The organism is Oceanobacillus caeni (assembly GCF_019037185.1).
Lineage (GTDB): Bacteria > Bacillota > Bacilli > Bacillales > Amphibacillaceae > Oceanobacillus > Oceanobacillus caeni.
Window position 1 is genome coordinate 13,771 of record NZ_JAHHXM010000023.1, and the last position, 18,459, is coordinate 32,229.

The following is an 18,459-nucleotide window of genomic DNA, read 5'->3' on the forward strand; positions in this document are numbered from 1 at the left end:
AGTCCCATTATTGATAGGAACTGCCTTCTGATGTTTATACTTACGTTGTCTTTTGCTGAGAGTAGTCCTCTTGGCTACTGCTTTTTTTCAATGAGTTGATTAACAATATCAAGTATCTTCTCATTGTTTGTTTGCCTTGTATAGGTAACACTGATTCCATTTCTATTGAGCTTATCACCTAGCTCTCCTAACCCCGCTTGTCCTTCATATTCATCGTTAATTCCTGATTCTTTAACCATGCCAAAGAGTTTATTTGCAGCTTCTATTTTATGATCCTCTGTACCTCTAAGATCTTGTTTTTTCTTAACACCTTTACTCTCAACAACAAGGTTAATTGTAGGTTTGCCTTCTTTATCCTTGATTACATACATAAAGTCTGGGCTATATGTACTTCCATCTATGAAAGGTATTTGCATGGTGCGTTTTGGTATTTTTCCATATACCTCAACGCTACTGATATTCTCAATTATGTTATTTTCTTCAATTTCAGAGTCAAATAAAATTGTGTCATACAAATAAGTTTCCAAGGGAGTTCCTTTTCTTTCTTTCACACCTAAATAAGCAGATGTTTTTACGAAATCCCTAGGGTGCCCATTTTCTTCTGTGAGTTCTGTAGGGTGAACAGTTGTGTTTGGTAATTTTCTGTACGAATATATTTTCAAAAGTTCATCATAGATTCGCTGCTTAAAATATATAGAGAAACTTCTAACTGTATCCTTTGTAAAGAAGGCCTTTTCTATCTTTTTCAATTTTGATGCTCTTACTATCCCTGCATGTATTAAAGGAATAGATAAATTTGTACTTTCAGCTATAGCTTTTAAAAACGTACCATAATTCAAGGTTTCACCATATGAACTATCAATTGAGTCTAGGGTTACATTAAATATTAACTCACCTTGCACCATTTCTGATGTTTCTCTCTTAGTTCGTCTAACCGTTTTATTTATCAAATCCTCCGTGATTACATCGGAAACAATGCTTATAAGTACATCATTATTGATTGTGTCAAAATGTAAATAGTATTTTTCATTTAACTGTTCCCAGAGTTCTTTTAACTTCCAATAGTTATCCTTGCGAATGGCAACCTCTTTATTTTTATCAATATTTCGATCACGAATTCTACTTTTATCGAGTTTATTAAATATTTCAGGATACTCCGTCATGAAATTTTGTAACTTTTCTGTTTTTATTTCTCTATCAAATGAAATATACCCTTTACTCATTAAATCTATAAGAACTTCTTCATTACTTAATCCTTTGTTTGTTGCAATTTTTTCAATTTGTTCTGATGTGATTTCCTTTTGCTCAAATGATGTTTCACCATAAATTTCTTCTTCCAGTTTTTTGACAAAGTCTTTTTCAGTAAAGTCTACGATATAATTTAGCATAAAGGTTTCATTTTCAATACGATTTCCTGTCTCATCTACAGGTAGACGTAATCCACGTCCAATTTCCTGCAATTTACTGTTATCACTTCCACTAGATCGTAACTTCGCAATTGTAAAGATATTTGGGTTATCCCAACCTTCTTTTAACGTCCATTTAGAAAAGATGAAGCGTGTTGTATTTGCTTTGCCATCCTTATGTACTAAACTCAAGAGCTTTTCTTTATCGAAAAGAATTGTATTTACTTCTCTCTCAATTTCCTCTTCAGAAGAAAAGTTATCCTGTGAGAAATATCCTGCATGTGTTTCATTTATATTCGCAAGGGATTCCTCCAGATATTTTTGATATTCCGATTCAAAAATATTACATTTATCAATTTCTTCTTCTAATTTTTTGCTTAATTCTTCTTCAAAAATATTCTTTAGATAAGGTTCTTTCTTGTCATTATCTCGATAAGAATGAATATCATCAATAAAGAATAAAGCTAGAGTTTTAATTTTAAATTTCCGTTTGAAATTCTCACGCTCTGTTTCAAAATGCCTTTTTAAGGCTAATCGTATGGATTCCCTTACATAAGAAGTTGCAAATACATCCGCAAAAAATACATCACCTGTGAACTTTTCTTCTCCATTACTTAAAATAACCTTAGTGGCTAAAATACCATCTATAGTAATTCCCGAAAGCTTTGGAGAGAGCAGACTTAACGAATCATGTGTTTTCAACTCTTTTGTAGTTTTAATTATTTGACCTTGCTCATTTAATTCTGTTTTTTGAAAACGAACAAATTCGCCCTTTTTCATTGTTAGGATTTTAAATACTTCTTCTTCATTGTCGGGACTCTCGACATGTTCTTTTGCTACACCCTTAATGAGATTGTTTTCAAATGCCTTATGAATGTTTAAGTCATATATTAAGTTTTGATAATCTTTTACTTCAACTCTATTTTTCCCCCTACCAATGAATTCACTTGGAAAGGTAGCCCCAAAACGTATAATCATCTGCGGTTTTACCTGTTCTTCTATAAATTTGAACGTTGCGTTGTCACGACTAAAACGATGTGGTTCGTCTATGATCATAATGGGTCTAGTGGCAGAAATTGCGTCAATCGGTCTATAATATCCTTCAATATGAGAATCGTAATCATCTCGTACCAAAACCCCGTTTTTGCTCTCCTTCAAATGTTGCATATTAACTAACAATACTTCTATCGTATTTCTTTGGAGATTTGAAGATGTTACAAAGTCACGGATGCTGTTCGGTACATATTTCTTTTTACCTTTTTTTGTTTTAATACTCTCAACAGTCCTCAGTTTTATTTCTGTATTGTAACCACACACATTTTTGAAATGATTGACGTTACTTTGTGCTTTCATGAAATTTGCTGTTCCAGCCTTTATAGCTAATGAAGGCACTGCAATAATGAACTTTTTAAAACCATACAACTTATTCAATTCATAAATAGCCTTTGTGTAAACATATGTTTTACCAGTACCAGTTTCCATTTTTATATCAATATTCAAATAATCTACTTCTTTTCGACTAACTCCCTGCATATTAGAAGGCAAATCTTCTTGTACCCGCTTAATATTTTGATATAAATAAGGACTACCAATATCAATAATAGGATTTTCAATACTATTCATTGGTTTTTGTATACCGACGTTTGAGAATATTGAACAAAGTCTCTCTATCGGAATTGTTTGATGTTCTAAATTTCTTTTTAAGATTAGTTCCAACTTTGTTCACCTCAATATCGCTTAATTAGAGATACTTCGATACTTTTCTCTTCATTTCTTAACTGTTTTAAATTCGTTTCTAATTGTGTCAAAATGTTAAAATCCGTAAAGTTATAACCATAAACAACTACATTTGTAGGATTGAAGTATTTCTCTTCAACTATTTTAGATAACAGGATATCAATATGCTGTTGCGACATGCCCTTATCCAGTAGGTAGAGATAATCCTGCATATAATAACCAGTATACCCACCTAAGTTGACCTCTTCGATTGAAGGAGTTAGTCCATGGCCATCTTGATTCATCCATGTCGTCAAGATTGTCTCTTTATCGAATTCAACTTCAAATTCAGATGCTAGAAGGTTTGGATCAAATTCCTTGATTTGATCAATAATGTTTTCATTTAATACTTTTGCATAAAAGTGTTTAAATCCATAATCAATCTCCTCATTTGTATCCTTCTTGACCTTTTCAGCAGCACGAACAATCCTTTCCCTGCCTATTTCGTCAATTGTTTTATAGCCCTGTTTTTCTGCAACCGAGTTTTGTTTTACCGGTTCATCTAATTGAACCAGTATATATTTATGGTCGGATTTATCTTTAGCATTTTGCTCCATTAAAGCATGTGCTGTTGTAGCAGAACCAGAGAAGAAGTCTAATATTATTTGTTGATCATCATTTTCTGAATTCATAGCGATTTGGATAGATTTTTTAATTAAACTTACAGGTTTTGGATAATCAAAAACACCTGAAAGTCCCAATTCCCCTAATTCAACTGACCCTTTTTCAGTTATAACATCTGTCTCGTCCCAAACAGTACCATTTTCAACATACAACTCATCAGAAAACCAGATAGTTTTTGCAGTAACTTTATCCTCACGATACTTTTCATATACACCATATTCACCTGTAGTTTTTAGTTTTCCCACGACATGGCTATTAAGTGTATTTTTTTTATCATTAGCTCTTTTAAATGTCTCTCTTCCCCATCTCCAACAGCTATCTTCACCTTTACTATTTTTTGGCAATACTTCAATACAAAAGTCCTCATCTTTCGTGATAGAAACGGGGTTATATCCATTTTTATCAACTTTATTTGGATTAACATAGATTGGGTAGTACAAATTTGGTCTGTTAAATCTACCGAATTTTGGATTTCTATTTCTTAATTCTCTTTCTGTAAATCCACCTATATTATCATAATGTCTAAACTCATGATTAGGATTCTCGAGTTTGTTTATAATTGCTTTTTCACTCTTAGAATAAACAAATAGATATTCGTGGGTTTTTGCAATATCCTTGTATGTTTGTCCCCGCTTATTTGATTGTATAATTATTTGAGACACAAAGTTTTCTTCACCAAAAATGTCGTCACAAATAATCCTTAATTGTGCTTGCTGATTATCATCAATAGATATAAAAATTATCCCGTCATCCTTCAATAATTCCCTAGCTAAATATAGACGTGGATACATAAAAGTCAGCCAAGCACTATGAGAAGATGAATTTGTAGAAGTCATATTTAATATACGTTTTGCTTCATCTTCTTCAATATCTAAAATCTGCTCTAATTCTCTCGCTGTGAATGTATAACTGTCATTGTAAACAAATCCATCACCTCCAGTATTGTACGGAGGATCAATGTAACAGCATGCTATTGTATTAGTATAAGATTTCCTCAAATGCTTTAATACTTCTAAATTATCTCCTGTAATATAGACATTCTCTGACTTTTTATTTTCGCTCTTTGAATTATGATCTAAATTTGGAATCAAAACCGTTTCTGTATCAATAGAGTCAGCAATGTATTTGGCATAATTCTTCCCTAGAAAGTTTAATTCATAACCTTCGGAAGAAAAATCTAAATCTTGGTTAATCTCCTTTTTAAACTTTTCAATATCGAGAGTTTCCCCAGAAAAACAATTTGGGAAATGTTTCTTTAAAATAGCAATTTTCTTATCATTCAGTTTTCCTTTTCCGTTACTATCCAATGTCTCTTTAATCATAGTTGTTACCTCCGTTAAATGGTGGTTAATTTTCCTTTTTTATCTGTTTCATTTTCTCTTTTAATAGAGTAAATTGTATTTCTAGATAAACCTGTTTTACGATGGATATCCATCACACTTACATTGGCATTTAAACATCTAACTACCTCATCATATAAAACTTTATCCCTTCCTGTCGCCCCTTTATGATATCTTTTTTTTCCTCCTCGAAACTTACCCTGTTTTTTTGCAATTTCTATGCCTTCCTTTTGAGCAGTTTTTATGCGATTTCTCTCTTCTTCCACCATCCACGACAATAAAGAAAGCACTAAATCAGATACTAACTCCCCAACACCTTCAAGTTCTTTATACTTTCGTGTGTCTAAAATCGGCATATTTAATACTACAATATCAATTTCCTCTTTAATTAGAGCTTCCCACTCATCCTTTATCTCTTGCTTATTTCTCCCAAATCTACTTAAATCATGGACGACCAATACATCTCCAAATCGCATTTTGGAACGCATTTCTTTATATACTGGTCGATCAAAATTTTTACCAGATTGTTTTTCTTCGTATATCCTATCACAGCCATACTCTTCTAATTCCTTTACCTGTCTTGAAAGGTTTTGACTTTTTGAACTAACTCTCGCATAGCCAAAAATCAAATTTCTCACCTCTATGTAATGAACAAGTCTGTTTGAACATTTCTATATACCTATAATACTACACTTCTTTCTGTTTGGACAGAGTGTACTCTAATTGAACAAATTTAGGTAAGTAATTCCAGATTTTGATTTAACCATATGTTAAAATAAACGTAGATTGTGAAGAAACCTACTTAAAGTAACAGGGCAGTTATGTTTAAGATACTTTAAAATTTGGTTAAAATCTCCGAAAGGATTGGTTTCTAACATTAGAAACCAATCCTTTTTAATATTAATTATATATCAATCAAACAATCATTTGACTATTTGTTTATGGTGGGATATATTATAATCATCAAACAAACAGTCATTTGAATAAGGAGGGTAATTATGACAAAAGATATGTGTGAAGTTACCTGTATTCATGAAGATAAGGTAAACAGGGCTAAAAAAGACCTTGCTAAACAGAATCCTATGGATGTAGCGAAAGTTTTTAAGGCTCTATCAGATGATACAAGAGTTAAAATTGCTTATGTTTTGTCTTTAGAGGGAGAGTTATGTGTTTGTGATGTAGCTAATATCATTGAATCTTCAACGGCTACGGCATCCCATCATTTAAGATTATTGAAAAATTTAGGTATAGCAACATACCGTAAAGAAGGAAAATTAGTCTATTATTCACTAGATGATGAGCATGTTAAACAGCTTGTAGAAAAAGCTTTCTTGCATCAAAGGGAGGTTGCTAGTATTGGATAGTTCAGCAAAAACATTAACAGAAGATAAACAGGTTTACCGTGTGGAGGGTTTCTCGTGTGCGAATTGTGCTGGGAAGTTTGAAAAAAATGTAAAACAACTAGCTGGAGTTCAGGATGCAAAAGTGAACTTTGGCGCTTCCAAAATTGATGTATATGGAAATGCATCGGTTGAAGAGCTTGAAAAAGCAGGTGCTTTCGAGAATCTTAAGGTAATTCCTGAAAAACTGGCGAATCCATCGATACAAGCGGTCAAAGAAGACACTAAGGCTCCTAAAGAAGAGAAAATACCGTTTTATAAAAAACACAGCACATTGCTGTTTGCCACATTACTGATTGCTTTTGGTTACCTTTCTCACTTTGTAAATGGAGAAGATAACCTCGTAACTTCCATGTTATTTGTAAGTTCGATTGTAATTGGCGGATATTCACTATTTAAAGTTGGTTTTCAAAATTTGATACGCTTTGATTTCGACATGAAAACCCTGATGACCGTTGCAGTTATTGGAGCTGCCATCATTGGTGAATGGGCAGAGGCATCCATTGTTGTCATTCTCTTTGCAATCAGTGAAGCACTTGAACGTTTTTCTATGGATAGAGCAAGACAGTCCATTCGTTCATTGATGGATATTGCCCCAAAAGAAGCACTTGTTAGGCGGAATGGTCAGGAAATAATGATCCATGTGGACGATATCGCCGTGGGTGATATTATGATCGTCAAACCAGGGGAGAAAATTGCCATGGATGGGATCATTATAAATGGGGTGTCGGCTGTCAACCAGGCTGCTATAACAGGAGAATCTGTCCCTGTTGCCAAAACGGTAGATGATGAAGTATTTGCAGGTACGCTTAACGAAGAGGGACTACTTGAAGTAAAAATCACCAAATACGTAGAGGATACAACCATCGCCAAGATTATTCATCTGGTTGAGGAAGCACAAGGGGAGCGCGCTCCAGCGCAAGCATTCGTAGATAAATTTGCGAAATATTATACGCCGATCATTATGGTTATTGCGGCCCTCGTTGCAGTCGTTCCACCTTTATTCTTTGGTGGAAGTTGGGATACTTGGGTTTATCAAGGATTAGCGGTACTTGTAGTTGGATGTCCGTGTGCATTAGTTATTTCTACTCCAATCTCGATTGTCTCGGCAATTGGAAATGCAGCTAAAAAAGGTGTGTTGATTAAAGGCGGTGTCTATCTAGAGGAATTAGGAGCCATTAAAGCAATCGCATTTGATAAAACAGGAACACTGACAAAAGGTGTCCCTGTGGTAACAGATTTCAAAGTATTAAATGATCAAGTGGAAGAAAAAGAGCTATTCTCCATCATTACAGCGTTAGAATACCGTTCCCAACATCCACTCGCTTCAGCAATTATGAAGAAGGCGGAGCAAGATACTATTTCTTATTCGGATGTTCGAGTGGAGGACTTCACTTCGATTACGGGGCGAGGTATTCAAGGGACTATAAACGGAACAACCTATTATATTGGCAGTCCAAGGCTTTTTAAAGAATTAAATGTTTCCGATTTTAGTCCAGCATTTGAAAATAAGGTGAAGGTTCTACAAAACCAAGGGAAAACTGCCATGATTATTGGAACCAATCAAACAATCCTTGGTGTGATTGCTGTTGCAGATGAAGTCCGTGAAACAAGTAAAAATGTCATTCAAAAACTTCATCAGTTAGGAATCAAGCAAACAATTATGCTGACGGGTGATAATCAAGGTACCGCAGAAGCAATCGGTGCTCATGTCGGTGTTTCTGATATTCAGTACGAATTGATGCCACAGGATAAATTGGACTATATTAAAAAAATGAAAGCTGAGCATGGTAATGTAGCTATGATTGGCGATGGCGTCAATGATGCTCCTGCACTTGCTGCATCCACTGTTGGCATTGCAATGGGCGGTGCTGGAACAGATACTGCCATCGAGACAGCTGACATCGCATTAATGGGAGATGATTTAAGTAAGCTTCCATTTGCTGTAAGACTTAGCAGGAAAACGCTAAATATCATCAAAGCAAACATCACGTTTGCTATCGGAATTAAAGTAATTGCCTTACTATTGGTTATTCCAGGCTGGCTAACCCTTTGGATTGCGATTCTTTCCGATATGGGAGCTACTATTTTGGTAGCATTAAATAGTTTACGACTGATGAGAGTGAAGGATAAATAGGTACTATATGTGTGAAATTACGGAAGGGCTTTTCAATTTGAAGAAAAGTCCTGCCCTAAAATATTGGAGATGGAAATATGATCGCAACGATACTGACGGCTACCGCGGTATATGTAGCAACAGGAATTGATTATCTCGTCATATTAATTCTTTTATTTTCGCAAGTAAAAAAAGGTCAGGTAAAACATATTTGGATAGGACAATATATAGGGACTGCAATTGTGATAGGAGCAAGTCTTTTAGTTGCACAGGGGGTTGTGAATTTAATTCCGCAACAATGGGTTATCGGACTACTTGGACTCTTACCACTTTACTTAGGTGTGAAAATATGGATTAAAGGAGAAGAGGATCAAGATGAAAGCAGCATTTTATCCTTATTCTCCTCTGGAAAATTTAATCAATTATTTTTGACGATGACTTTCATCGTATTGGCTTCCAGTGCGGATGACTTTTCCATTTATATACCGTACTTCACGACCTTAAATATGTCTGAAATCTTTATTGCTTCTATTGTCTTTTTAATTATGGTTGGAGTTTTGTGCTATGTCAGTTACCGCCTAGCTTCATTCGATTTTGTATCGGAAACAATTGAGAAATATGAACGTTGGATTGTACCAATTGTATTCATTGGGTTAGGTATTTATATATTGTTTGAAAATGGCACATTCAATGCTTTATTCTCATTCCTATTTTAACGTAATTTCAATGTAAGTAACGATCGATGTAATTACATCGGTAGGGATTAGACAAAGGAAGAAAACACTGCAATGTTCATATACGGCTTACGCCTAAAAACGTATGCACTTCCATTCCAGGTGTTTTCCTCCTTTTTTTATTTATCATTCAAGTATTTATTTGAATGATAATGAGGTGACGTTATGACGAATAAGGCTAATGATGAAAAAGGGATGATATATTGTGGAGTTAAATAAGTTTGAATTTTACCTTATGAATAATCCGTTGAGACGTTGGTTACAGAAAAACATCGAATTCAAAACTTTTAAAGAGTTTTTAGATAAGCGCAATTTCTCATTAGAGGGAAAAGTCATATTAGATGCAGGTTGCGGTTCTGGATATAGTACGAAGTTAATTAGTCAATTCTCCCCTGCTGAACTTATCGGGTTTGATTTAATGCCCTCACAAATAAAGAAGGCTAAACAAAAATATTCTGAGTTGAATTTTTTTGTTGGTAATGTGTTAGAAACGCAATTGTCTTCTAATAAATTTGACGCTGTTTTTGTTTTCGGTATTTTACACCATATTCCCCAATGGAAAGATGCCATTATTGAACTCTATCGAGTATTGAAGCCTGGAGGGGTACTTTTAGTTGAGGACTTGAACAAGGATGCTTCTCGTTTTTTTACAACCTATTTGAAATTTGATCATCCAACAGAAGCCTATTTTACTTGGGAAGATTTTACTGATCATCTAAGGGATACAGGATTCGATATTTTAGAGCAAAAAAGGATTATTTCAAATGGTTGTGGTTCTTTCCTGTGTTTGAAATGATCTTATTGGACATGATGCGGAATATATTGTAAGACAAATAGAGAACATTTCTTATTAAACTAACGGGTGCAAGAGTTAACCGAGTAGGCGTCGCCATTACTGACCACGCCTCTCACAGAACCACACGTGCGGATCTTCGCATGTGGCTCTTCCCATATATCTCTTTTAGAGATAACGTTCATCGTAAACAGATACAAGACTCACTAAACCAAGTTCTGAGAAGAATTGATTGTCTAGTGCCGCATGAGCCATGGGACTTTTGGAACTTCTCCATGCAAGCATGCGAATTCCTCTCAGGCTTTCTTCCCTCCATCCTTTTCTTCTCAAAAGACGATGGAGGTTTTTTACTTTTCGCCAACTTCTTAGTTGCACCATTCTGAGCCTTCTTCTTATCCAGCTATCCCAATCTTTAAATTTGGTTTTTACATTCCCATAACGGAAATAATTCGCCCATCCTCGCAGATATGGGTTTAGCTTTGTTTTAATAAGCGTCTCGATATCCACCGTTTGATTTCTTCGAGTAATTTCTTTTACCCGTTTCTTGAATTTTATTTCCTTCTTTGGGTCTATTCTCCGAATATCACCAATGAATTCATAGCCTAGAAATGTGAACGGCTCTTTTCTGGCATAGACTACTTTGGTTTTCTCTTGATTAACCGTTAGACATAGTTCTTCCTCTAGGAACCTTGTGACACTTCGCATCACTCGGTCCGCACCTTTTTGGCTTTTACATAGAATAATAAAGTCATCCGCAAAGCGGACGATTCTGTGTCCACGTTCCGTCATCAATTGGTCAAGTTGATGTAAGTAGATATTTGAAAGTAACGGACTTAACACGCCACCTTGCGGAGCGCCCCCTGGAGTTTCTTGATATCGTTCTCCCTCCATGACACCAGCACTAAGAAATTGGTGGATAAGTTGAATAACAGAACCATCTGTCACTCGCTTCCTTATCTGTTGTTCTAGCTTGTCACGGGGAATCGTGTCGAAGTAGGATTGTAAGTCGGCATCAATGACATAATGGTAACCAGCGCTCAAATGTTCCGTTACCTTATCTAAAGCCATATGTGCACTTATCCCTGGACGAAATCCATAACTACATGGAAGAAATTCCTCCTCAAAAATTGGTTCCAGGATGTTCCGTATGGCTGCTTGTACCACTCTGTCTTCTACCGTTGGTATCCCGAGTGGACGTTGTTTGCCATTTTCCTTCTTTATCATCTTTCTCCGTACGGGTTTTGGGCAGTATGATTTAGTCTTTAACTTCTGTTGAAGCACTTCTAGATTGTCCTCCAACAGCCATTCATAATCTTCAATCGTTACCTTATCTACCCCTGGTGCACCTTTATTCTTCTTAACTTGTTCAAAAGCACTTATTAGGTTCGTTCGCTTGTAAACTTTGTCATATAGGCTATACCATATGCGATTCTTCATCTGTTACTCCCCTTACGTCATTGCTTTCGTTTCTTCCTCTGTTTCTGCTTCTCCTACATAAAATGTAAATTCCAAGGTTGATAGCCCATGGCAATACCTTGCATTCCTCATTTTGGTGATAGACGGTGTACCCTTTTGTTCCACCCTGGCATCAGCCCATCTTGGCTCTTGTCCAGCTCCTGTCTATTTCCGCAGTCATAAGTAAGTCTACTTACATTGTTCTTCTATGGGTCACGCCCTTCACACGAATTCCTTACCTTTTGGGTGAAGGTTCGCAACTGTATCTTGGTACAGTTTCACTCATGTGCTGTCCTCGCTTCTGTCGCCAGAAATTCATCGGCATGAGCTTCTTCACTACTATGGCGATCTCTGACTCCTCCCTTTAAAGCTCATCTTGTTGCCCTTGGCTTGGCCTTGTGACATCAATACCTATTCAGGAAGCAGGGAGGCCTCAATGGGTCACATCATACACTTTCCCTCTAACCCAGCCCTCCTAACACTTCGAGTCACCCAGCTACTTGGACTTCCTGTTCTCTTGCACAGTCATCCGACTCTCGTGCCAACATGGGATATCAGCTCTGTTCAGAGGTTTGCCTTCAAATCCTCCGCACGCTACCTCGCAGTCAGCGCACTATTTGTCAGCTAATGCTTACCCGCTGTACGGCGCATTCGGGACTCTCACCCTAAAGATGTATGTGCTGCCACTCGCAAAAGAGGACGATCGTAATTGATCGTCTTTATCCGTTTAGAATATCTGATTTTATTTTCATAATATTATGTCAGTATTAAGGTGACAGTTGTTGAAGTATCGGGGCAGGATAGTGAAAGATTGAAACATTTTTCGAAGGTTAATCGTATTTAATTATAACAAATAAAAGGAAGTGAAACTAAATGAGTGTTGTTACAAATCAAGGAGATTCAATAAATGTAGTGTTTGTTTTTCAAAGAGATGAACAAGTTGAAGAAGTGACACTTAATTCAGCACAATTAACGGCATTATTAAATTCAAAACAGGTTTGGATTGAAAAATTTAGTAGTAACTTAAAAATAGAAAACACTGTCTGGTCTTATGCGAATAATAATGTTTCTATGCAAATTTATTTGAAATAATTGGTGCTAAACAAGGGAATGTCAAATATTACACTTGAACTAAACGGGATCATAATGTCCCAACCAGCCTGAAACATGTTTATACAAGTAGGGGGTGAACAGTTTAGTTTATAGTTACCATTATTTCAAGTATAAAATGGAAACAAGTTTGAATACGGATGCGTGTTTAAAACTATCAGTCAATAGAAGCTCGAAATTATTTCACTAAACGGGTGCATTTAATTGAATTAGAAAATCTTAGAAATAGAAACTTTGTTATAAAAAACCTCGTTATACCCAAAATGCAGAATCCATTTTGAACAATCTTTTTTCAAAATGGATTCTTATGTTTACAATAATATACGAGTTTGCGAGATTTTTAATCGAACTTTAGTTATCTAACCCATAATTTCATATTCATCTAAAATATCCTTCAACTCAAACCAGTCATCATTATCAAAACAATTGTCTACTTTCAATAATTTCATCTTTAACTTTTCCGCAAAGAAAAATATTTTATCCGCTAATTCTTTTAGTTGTTTTTCTTCCAAAAAATAAAGCGTATAACCATACATATATTCATAAACATAATCGGAGATCCCTTCCTCTTGTTCAGGGGAGTTTTCTATTGATTCACATATATAAATGATGTCCTCTCTAATCCGTTCATAAAGTTCCTCTAATACTAATTTTTTAGGTATTTCAATTTCATGTTTTGATAGTTCAATTATCAATTTCTCTTTATCTTTTAATGTCATATTGCTACTTGAATATTTTTTCCTCAAACTCAATAAATGGTCATATTTCTTATTCAACTTTTCAATAATAATTTCTTGATTTCGTTTTATATTATCTAAATCATTTGCTGAATAAACACCGACAGTAAATATATGTCTAACTAAGTTGTTTATATTTTTTCCAATGTAATTTATTTCTTTTGCCAACTCCCGATAATGACTTAAATCTAATTCAAGCTTGAAATGATTTTCTGCACTATCAATCAGGAAAGCTGAAACGGTATTATAACCATATTCTTCTGCTTTATTGATGATAAATTCCTTCTCTTCTTCTGTTAAGGAAATCTTTAAAGATGTTTTAATCCTAGCCAATAAAAAACACCCCATTATTTATATTTTATTTCGAGCGATAAGCGACATTTTCGAGCGTAGCGACACTGAAGGTTTTAGGATTTAATCCTAACAAGACGAAAACTTGTTTTCGGGGAGTGTGACCACACTCCCGTAGCTTGCCTGTCGCATTTACAATATTTATTTTGACTAGAACGATGTCACAATACACCCTCATTTTAAAGTTATAATCAGCATTTTTCGACAAAAAAGAGCAGTTAGAAACTACTCTTTATTTTTATCTTTTACTTCAACTACAACTGGTTGAGTATACTCACTTAAAAAGTTAAAAAAATCTTTATAAAGCTCTTCTTTATTTTCCGATTGTTGCGTTATATATTCAAAAAACATCATTAAATCTGTCGGATCCATCATCAACTTTGTTCTTTTCTTAATTGGCTCTTCTCGACTCAATTTTCTTCCTCCTGCTGTTTATCCTGTTGTTTTATTCTTTCGCTGGTGATAAAGTTAAATCACCAAATTTATCCCTTGTTTCTGCTGTACTTGCAGTAAACTTATATTCCTCGTTTTCTTTCTTAATTTCATAGCTGTATGTTTTATCTTCTTCAGTCAAGATTATTGTATTTCCATCTAGCTCGTAATGCATTCCCAGAGTAAAAAACCCCATTTGAAATGATACGGTATCCTGGGCAAATTCAGCTGTATAACTTTCTCCATTCGTAGCAACAACGTTCCATTTTTTTGACTGTAAATCTTCGGATAAACTTTCACCAGAAACACCATTTCCACATGCAACTAAAATCAAAAGTGAAAAAATAACTAAAAGTATTTTTCTCATGCTTTTTCCCTCCCCTTTACTTGTTTTCTTAAATTATCAAATAAAAATTTTAAAACTACTAAGATAAAATAAACAGCACTTATACCAATCATTATTTTTGCTAAAATATCTAATGTCACCATGAATAGTAACTGGTTATCTATTACTTGATTTTCTACGAAGCTTTCAATAGAACCAACATTTTGATTAACAATTACTAGATAAAAAATATAAAAGAGAATTGTCGTGGTAACTGTCGCAAGAAACCCTATGATAAAACGCTTATTATTCTCTAACCAGGTAATCATTTAAATCACTCCTAGAACTGATTTAGCTAAAGTATGTGTACGAGTTAACATCAATGCGAGAACTCCCATTGAAACCAACATTAGTAATATGCCGTAAACCGTAGCTCCTTCATCAATAATTAAAACACTTACCTTTTCAATTAATCCTGCATATACCACTAAGCAGATAATCATAAAGAAACCTTGAAGCATTAGAGCAACTAATTGTTTTAGATAATTTTGTCCGATTGATCCAACCCAATCACGATTCATTAGTGTTGCAAAAGGCAGTGGCGAAATTGAAATATAAAGCATGATCGTAATCATTCGACTCCAGGCAACAAGGTAGATAATACCTGCTATAAAAAAGGCAAATACCATTGCTATTAATGCCACAATCAGCAAAGTAAGTGCTGTACCTATTTCACCTTCTTCCAAACCATCTGTAATACCTGTTTGAAATATATCTGTTACAGAAAGACTTCCTACTGGTATTTGATTAATCATCCATTGACTTAAATCGAAAAATGCTAGAGTTAAATCAAAACTGTTTGAGATTAATAAAATAATCACTGCTGCTTTGAAAATAAGGAAGAACACTTGCCCTGTATCAAATTCATTCCCTCTGTTCCTTTCTGTTAAGAGAATATATATCTCGTAACAGAAAACATAAGTTAGTATTAAGCCTGCAACGGGCATTACAGCCGTTTCTGATATGAGGCGTAGGGCTTCGACAAGCGTAGGCGAAAACTGTTCAGGAGTTTCAACAATTCCTGACTGCACATTATCAATGCTTTTTTCAAAAATATTAGCTGTCGTTCCTAACAATGAATTAATTGCACTGACAAGCATATTGAAGAAAAATTCTTGTACTCTTTCGACAAGAGAATCCCACATTCTACATCAACCCCTTTTTAGTATCACTAGTATCACTAACAAAATAAAAAGGTCAATTCTCTGTATAATCACCAGAAAATTGACCTTATTGACATATCACGTATCTTTTGTATCTTTTGTATCTGTCCTAACATGCTCATCTTTTCCTCCTATAAATAACACTACCTCTTAGCTTAGCCCACATACCAGTATATTTTACCGCACCGACACTTTATGAAATCTCTCAAAATCACTATCTACACATAGTACACTATATCACATTTCCACATCTTCCCGAACTCCTAATATGGTATAATACATAAGTCTCTTGACTGAAAATGAATGATGATATTGGACGTATCGTTTCTTTCTATTTTCCAATTAAAGAGAGACTGTCTTATTGTCGCTTCCGTTGGGACAAAACTGTCACCAACGGACTTTTTTGAATATGCATTGGCTTCTACTCTCCTTAACCGAATATTAACTGTGTAAAATACCATTAGCGGCTTATTTATCAGATTTAAATTCCCTCCTTCTGTAATCAGAACCATTCATTACAATTACATTCGTTCTTTCCATCATTCTAGAAAAATTTCGTTCACTCACATGATTCTTTAGCTCTCTACTGTTAAGATTCGTTGTGTAAATGGTTGATTTTCCAGCACGATCATCAAGTATCTCAAACAATTTTGAATTAGACCATGCGGTTCGTTGCTCAGCTCCTATGTCATCGAGTACTAGCAAATCCACTCGTTGTATAACCTGTAATAACTCCGCCTCAGTTATACCTTCTTTATTGTATGTCTGTTTAATTTTAGTCAACAATTTAGGTAGTGATAAGAATAAGCATTCGTATCCTTGTTCCATCAATTTTTTAGTAATAGAGACAGAGAGATGGCTTTTTCCAGTTCCATAACTTCCAGTAAATAAGAGATTTTGTTTTTTATCAAAAGAATCAATATAGGATAAAACCTTTTGTTTAGCCTCATGTAACCCAGCATTAATAGATTCGAAGTTTTCAAGTGTTGCTCGTTTTAGTGATTCGTTTATTAAAGAATAATAGTCAAAGTTTAATTTTAATTTCCTTTGTTTTTGTAGAAAAGAAGCTTGTAAAGCTTGTTCTGCTAGTTCCAAATCTTCACACTTGCAACCATAATTAGCAATAACCCTTTCCCCTTTCATAGGTCCAATAGGGATAGTAAGTTCCTTCTGTTCTACTGATTGCTTACAACCTTCACAAGTGAATATTTTAATTGTTTTTTGTTCGGGACTTGCTATATACTTTTTAGCAAACTCCATTCCTTAATACCTCCTAATAACCGTAATTATAACCATCATCAGCAACTATTTCTTCATGTTCCTTTGACTTGAAAGACTTATTTTCATTAATTTCTATTTCTTTAAGTGTTAAAAGCGACTCTTTTTCCCAATTACGTAGAATTCCTTCTACATACTTTAGTTTTCGAATATCTCTTTCACATGCTATATTTAATGCTTTTAGAATGATCTTATCCGATTCCTTAAATGGAAAAATATCTAACCACAATAACAATTGTTTTTTTAATCGGTTATTTTCTACTCCAAATCCATTTTCATTACAAAATTGAATTAAATGATTAATATGTTCTTGTTCTATATTTATATCTATCTTTTTTTCTATCTCTATATCTTTCTCTATATCTGGTGGACAAATGTCCTCCCTTTGTCCACCCAATAGTTTATGTTCTTGTTGCCGTTGTTTTTGTGCCATTCTTTGTTGCTGTTTCTTAAATGCACCAATACTTTGTGAACCTATCATTTCTTCTACCTGCTTCATGTATATTTCACCGTTTTCTAATATTTCCACTAAGCCAATCTTAGTTAATAATTTCATAGCAACAAGAACTGTGTCTGGATTAGTTTTTGTAAGTTCAGCTAATTTATTATGATCATAAGGAATGAGCATTTGACCAACTTTCCTAATTAGTATTCCATTAGTTCGAAGAGATTTTAAACATAATTTTAAATAGAATAAGGAATATTCTTTGCCATTTGGTTGCTCCTCTAACCAATCAATCGCATCTTCTTCAAAAAAGTCCTCTTTTAATTGCAGCCAGTAAAACCTTCTATTTTTCTCATATTTCGCCAATCTACTAATCTCCTTCTATAATCCCTTCTGCAAGTGCTTACATTTTGATGGAATTAATCTGATTAATATTTTCATAGGATCAACCCTTTCTTTTGTAACGTATAATGTCTCCACCATTATTTCTAACTGCCACGTAATATTTATCCATATACTTTTCTACTTCTTTACGATTAAATAACCATTTTGACCCTAAACGAATACTTGGAAACTCTTCATCGTACAATAAATGTTCGACAATCGTATTCCAGGACATGTTTAAATAAGCGGATAGTTGTTTTGAATTCATAAAGAATACGTCAGCTTCTAACTCTTCCAGCTTTTCTTCCACTTTTTCAAGATAAAGATCCTTCAATTGTTCTTCATCGATTTCTAGATGTATCATTTGTATCTACTCCTTTTTATATTTTTTCACATTTGTGAATATAATTGTAAAAAACTGTATTTTACAACAATATCAAATTCAATGTAAATTATATTTACATAAAAATTCACATTTGCAAACTTTTTGTAAGCTATGTTATTATTAATTTATAAATTCATAAAAGAGG

The 18,459-nt window shown here is 34.4% G+C and carries 18 protein-coding genes; 5 read left to right on the forward strand and 13 right to left on the reverse strand.

Annotation, left to right across the window (positions count from 1 at the left end):
- Nucleotides 1–74: 74 nt before the first annotated feature.
- The 3 genes from KM885_RS12270 to KM885_RS12280 are packed head-to-tail and all read right to left on the reverse strand — an operon-like array spanning nt 75 to nt 5,775.
- Complete coding sequence (locus KM885_RS12270; protein ID WP_206271146.1) at nt 75–3,122, reverse strand: type III restriction-modification system endonuclease; 3,048 nt, start codon at nt 3,120–3,122, stop codon at nt 75–77.
- 11 nt (nt 3,123–3,133) lie between these two features.
- Nucleotides 3,134–5,128, reverse strand: a complete 1,995-nt coding sequence (locus KM885_RS12275; RefSeq protein ID WP_216884061.1) for a site-specific DNA-methyltransferase — start codon at nt 5,126–5,128, stop codon at nt 3,134–3,136.
- Between the two features lie 14 nt (nt 5,129–5,142).
- Nucleotides 5,143–5,775: a recombinase family protein gene (locus KM885_RS12280; RefSeq protein WP_206271144.1), complete on the reverse strand. Its 633-nt coding sequence runs from the start codon at nt 5,773–5,775 to the stop codon at nt 5,143–5,145.
- 369 nt (nt 5,776–6,144) lie between these two features.
- On the opposite strand from KM885_RS12280, the gene KM885_RS12285 reads away from it, so the two are divergent.
- The 4 genes from KM885_RS12285 (at nt 6,145) to KM885_RS12300 (ending at nt 10,192) form a co-directional block, all read left to right on the forward strand.
- Nucleotides 6,145–6,510, forward strand: a complete 366-nt coding sequence (locus tag KM885_RS12285; RefSeq protein ID WP_206271143.1) for an ArsR/SmtB family transcription factor — start codon at nt 6,145–6,147, stop codon at nt 6,508–6,510.
- Nucleotides 6,503–8,683: a cadmium-translocating P-type ATPase CadA gene (gene cadA, locus KM885_RS12290; RefSeq protein WP_216884062.1), complete on the forward strand. Its 2,181-nt coding sequence runs from the start codon at nt 6,503–6,505 to the stop codon at nt 8,681–8,683. Before KM885_RS12285 ends, cadA begins: the two co-directional genes overlap by 8 nt.
- A 77-nt stretch (nt 8,684–8,760) precedes the next feature.
- The gene (locus tag KM885_RS12295; protein ID WP_216884063.1) at nt 8,761–9,378 is read left to right on the forward strand and encodes a CadD family cadmium resistance transporter; all 618 of its coding nucleotides are present in this window, start codon (nt 8,761–8,763) and stop codon (nt 9,376–9,378) included.
- A 223-nt stretch (nt 9,379–9,601) separates the two neighbouring features.
- Nucleotides 9,602–10,192, forward strand: coding sequence for a class I SAM-dependent methyltransferase (locus KM885_RS12300; protein ID WP_216884064.1), 591 nt, complete (start codon nt 9,602–9,604; stop codon nt 10,190–10,192).
- A 165-nt stretch (nt 10,193–10,357) separates the two neighbouring features.
- Here the strand turns inward: KM885_RS12300 and ltrA are convergent, their stop codons facing one another.
- A complete protein-coding gene (gene ltrA, locus KM885_RS12305; protein WP_216884065.1) occupies nt 10,358–11,626 on the reverse strand; it encodes a group II intron reverse transcriptase/maturase in 1,269 nt (422 codons plus the stop codon).
- 12 nt (nt 11,627–11,638) lie between these two features.
- Nucleotides 11,639–11,770, reverse strand: coding sequence for a hypothetical protein (locus KM885_RS18110; RefSeq protein WP_257457360.1), 132 nt, complete (start codon nt 11,768–11,770; stop codon nt 11,639–11,641).
- Between the two features lie 747 nt (nt 11,771–12,517).
- On the opposite strand from KM885_RS18110, the gene KM885_RS12310 reads away from it, so the two are divergent.
- Complete coding sequence (locus KM885_RS12310; protein ID WP_206271139.1) at nt 12,518–12,736, forward strand: hypothetical protein; 219 nt, start codon at nt 12,518–12,520, stop codon at nt 12,734–12,736.
- A 377-nt stretch (nt 12,737–13,113) separates the two neighbouring features.
- On the opposite strand, the gene KM885_RS12315 is transcribed toward KM885_RS12310, so the two are convergent.
- The 8 genes from KM885_RS12315 to KM885_RS12350 form a co-directional block, all read right to left on the reverse strand.
- Nucleotides 13,114–13,824, reverse strand: a complete 711-nt coding sequence (locus tag KM885_RS12315; RefSeq protein WP_206271138.1) for a plasmid mobilization protein — start codon at nt 13,822–13,824, stop codon at nt 13,114–13,116.
- A gap of 243 nt (nt 13,825–14,067) precedes the next feature.
- Nucleotides 14,068–14,256, reverse strand: a complete 189-nt coding sequence (locus tag KM885_RS12320; RefSeq protein ID WP_057994670.1) for a hypothetical protein — start codon at nt 14,254–14,256, stop codon at nt 14,068–14,070.
- A gap of 31 nt (nt 14,257–14,287) precedes the next feature.
- Nucleotides 14,288–14,641 (reverse strand): hypothetical protein, encoded by a 354-nt coding sequence (locus tag KM885_RS12325; RefSeq protein WP_216884067.1) that lies wholly within the window; start codon nt 14,639–14,641, stop codon nt 14,288–14,290.
- A complete protein-coding gene (locus KM885_RS12330) occupies nt 14,638–14,928 on the reverse strand; it encodes a hypothetical protein (protein ID WP_216884068.1) in 291 nt (96 codons plus the stop codon). Before KM885_RS12330 ends, KM885_RS12325 begins: the two co-directional genes overlap by 4 nt.
- Nucleotides 14,929–15,804, reverse strand: a complete 876-nt coding sequence (locus KM885_RS12335; RefSeq protein ID WP_216884069.1) for a VirB6/TrbL-like conjugal transfer protein, CD1112 family — start codon at nt 15,802–15,804, stop codon at nt 14,929–14,931. It lies immediately after the preceding gene.
- A 486-nt stretch (nt 15,805–16,290) separates the two neighbouring features.
- Nucleotides 16,291–17,082 carry an ATP-binding protein gene (locus tag KM885_RS12340; protein ID WP_216884070.1) on the reverse strand — a complete coding sequence of 264 codons (792 nt, stop codon included), beginning with the start codon at nt 17,080–17,082 and terminating at the stop codon, nt 16,291–16,293.
- Nucleotides 17,083–17,095: 13 nt separating this feature from the next.
- Complete coding sequence (locus KM885_RS12345) at nt 17,096–17,911, reverse strand: phage replisome organizer N-terminal domain-containing protein (protein ID WP_216884071.1); 816 nt, start codon at nt 17,909–17,911, stop codon at nt 17,096–17,098.
- A gap of 79 nt (nt 17,912–17,990) precedes the next feature.
- Nucleotides 17,991–18,293: a helix-turn-helix domain-containing protein gene (locus KM885_RS12350; RefSeq protein ID WP_057994667.1), complete on the reverse strand. Its 303-nt coding sequence runs from the start codon at nt 18,291–18,293 to the stop codon at nt 17,991–17,993.
- Between the last annotated feature and the right edge of the window lie 166 nt (nt 18,294–18,459).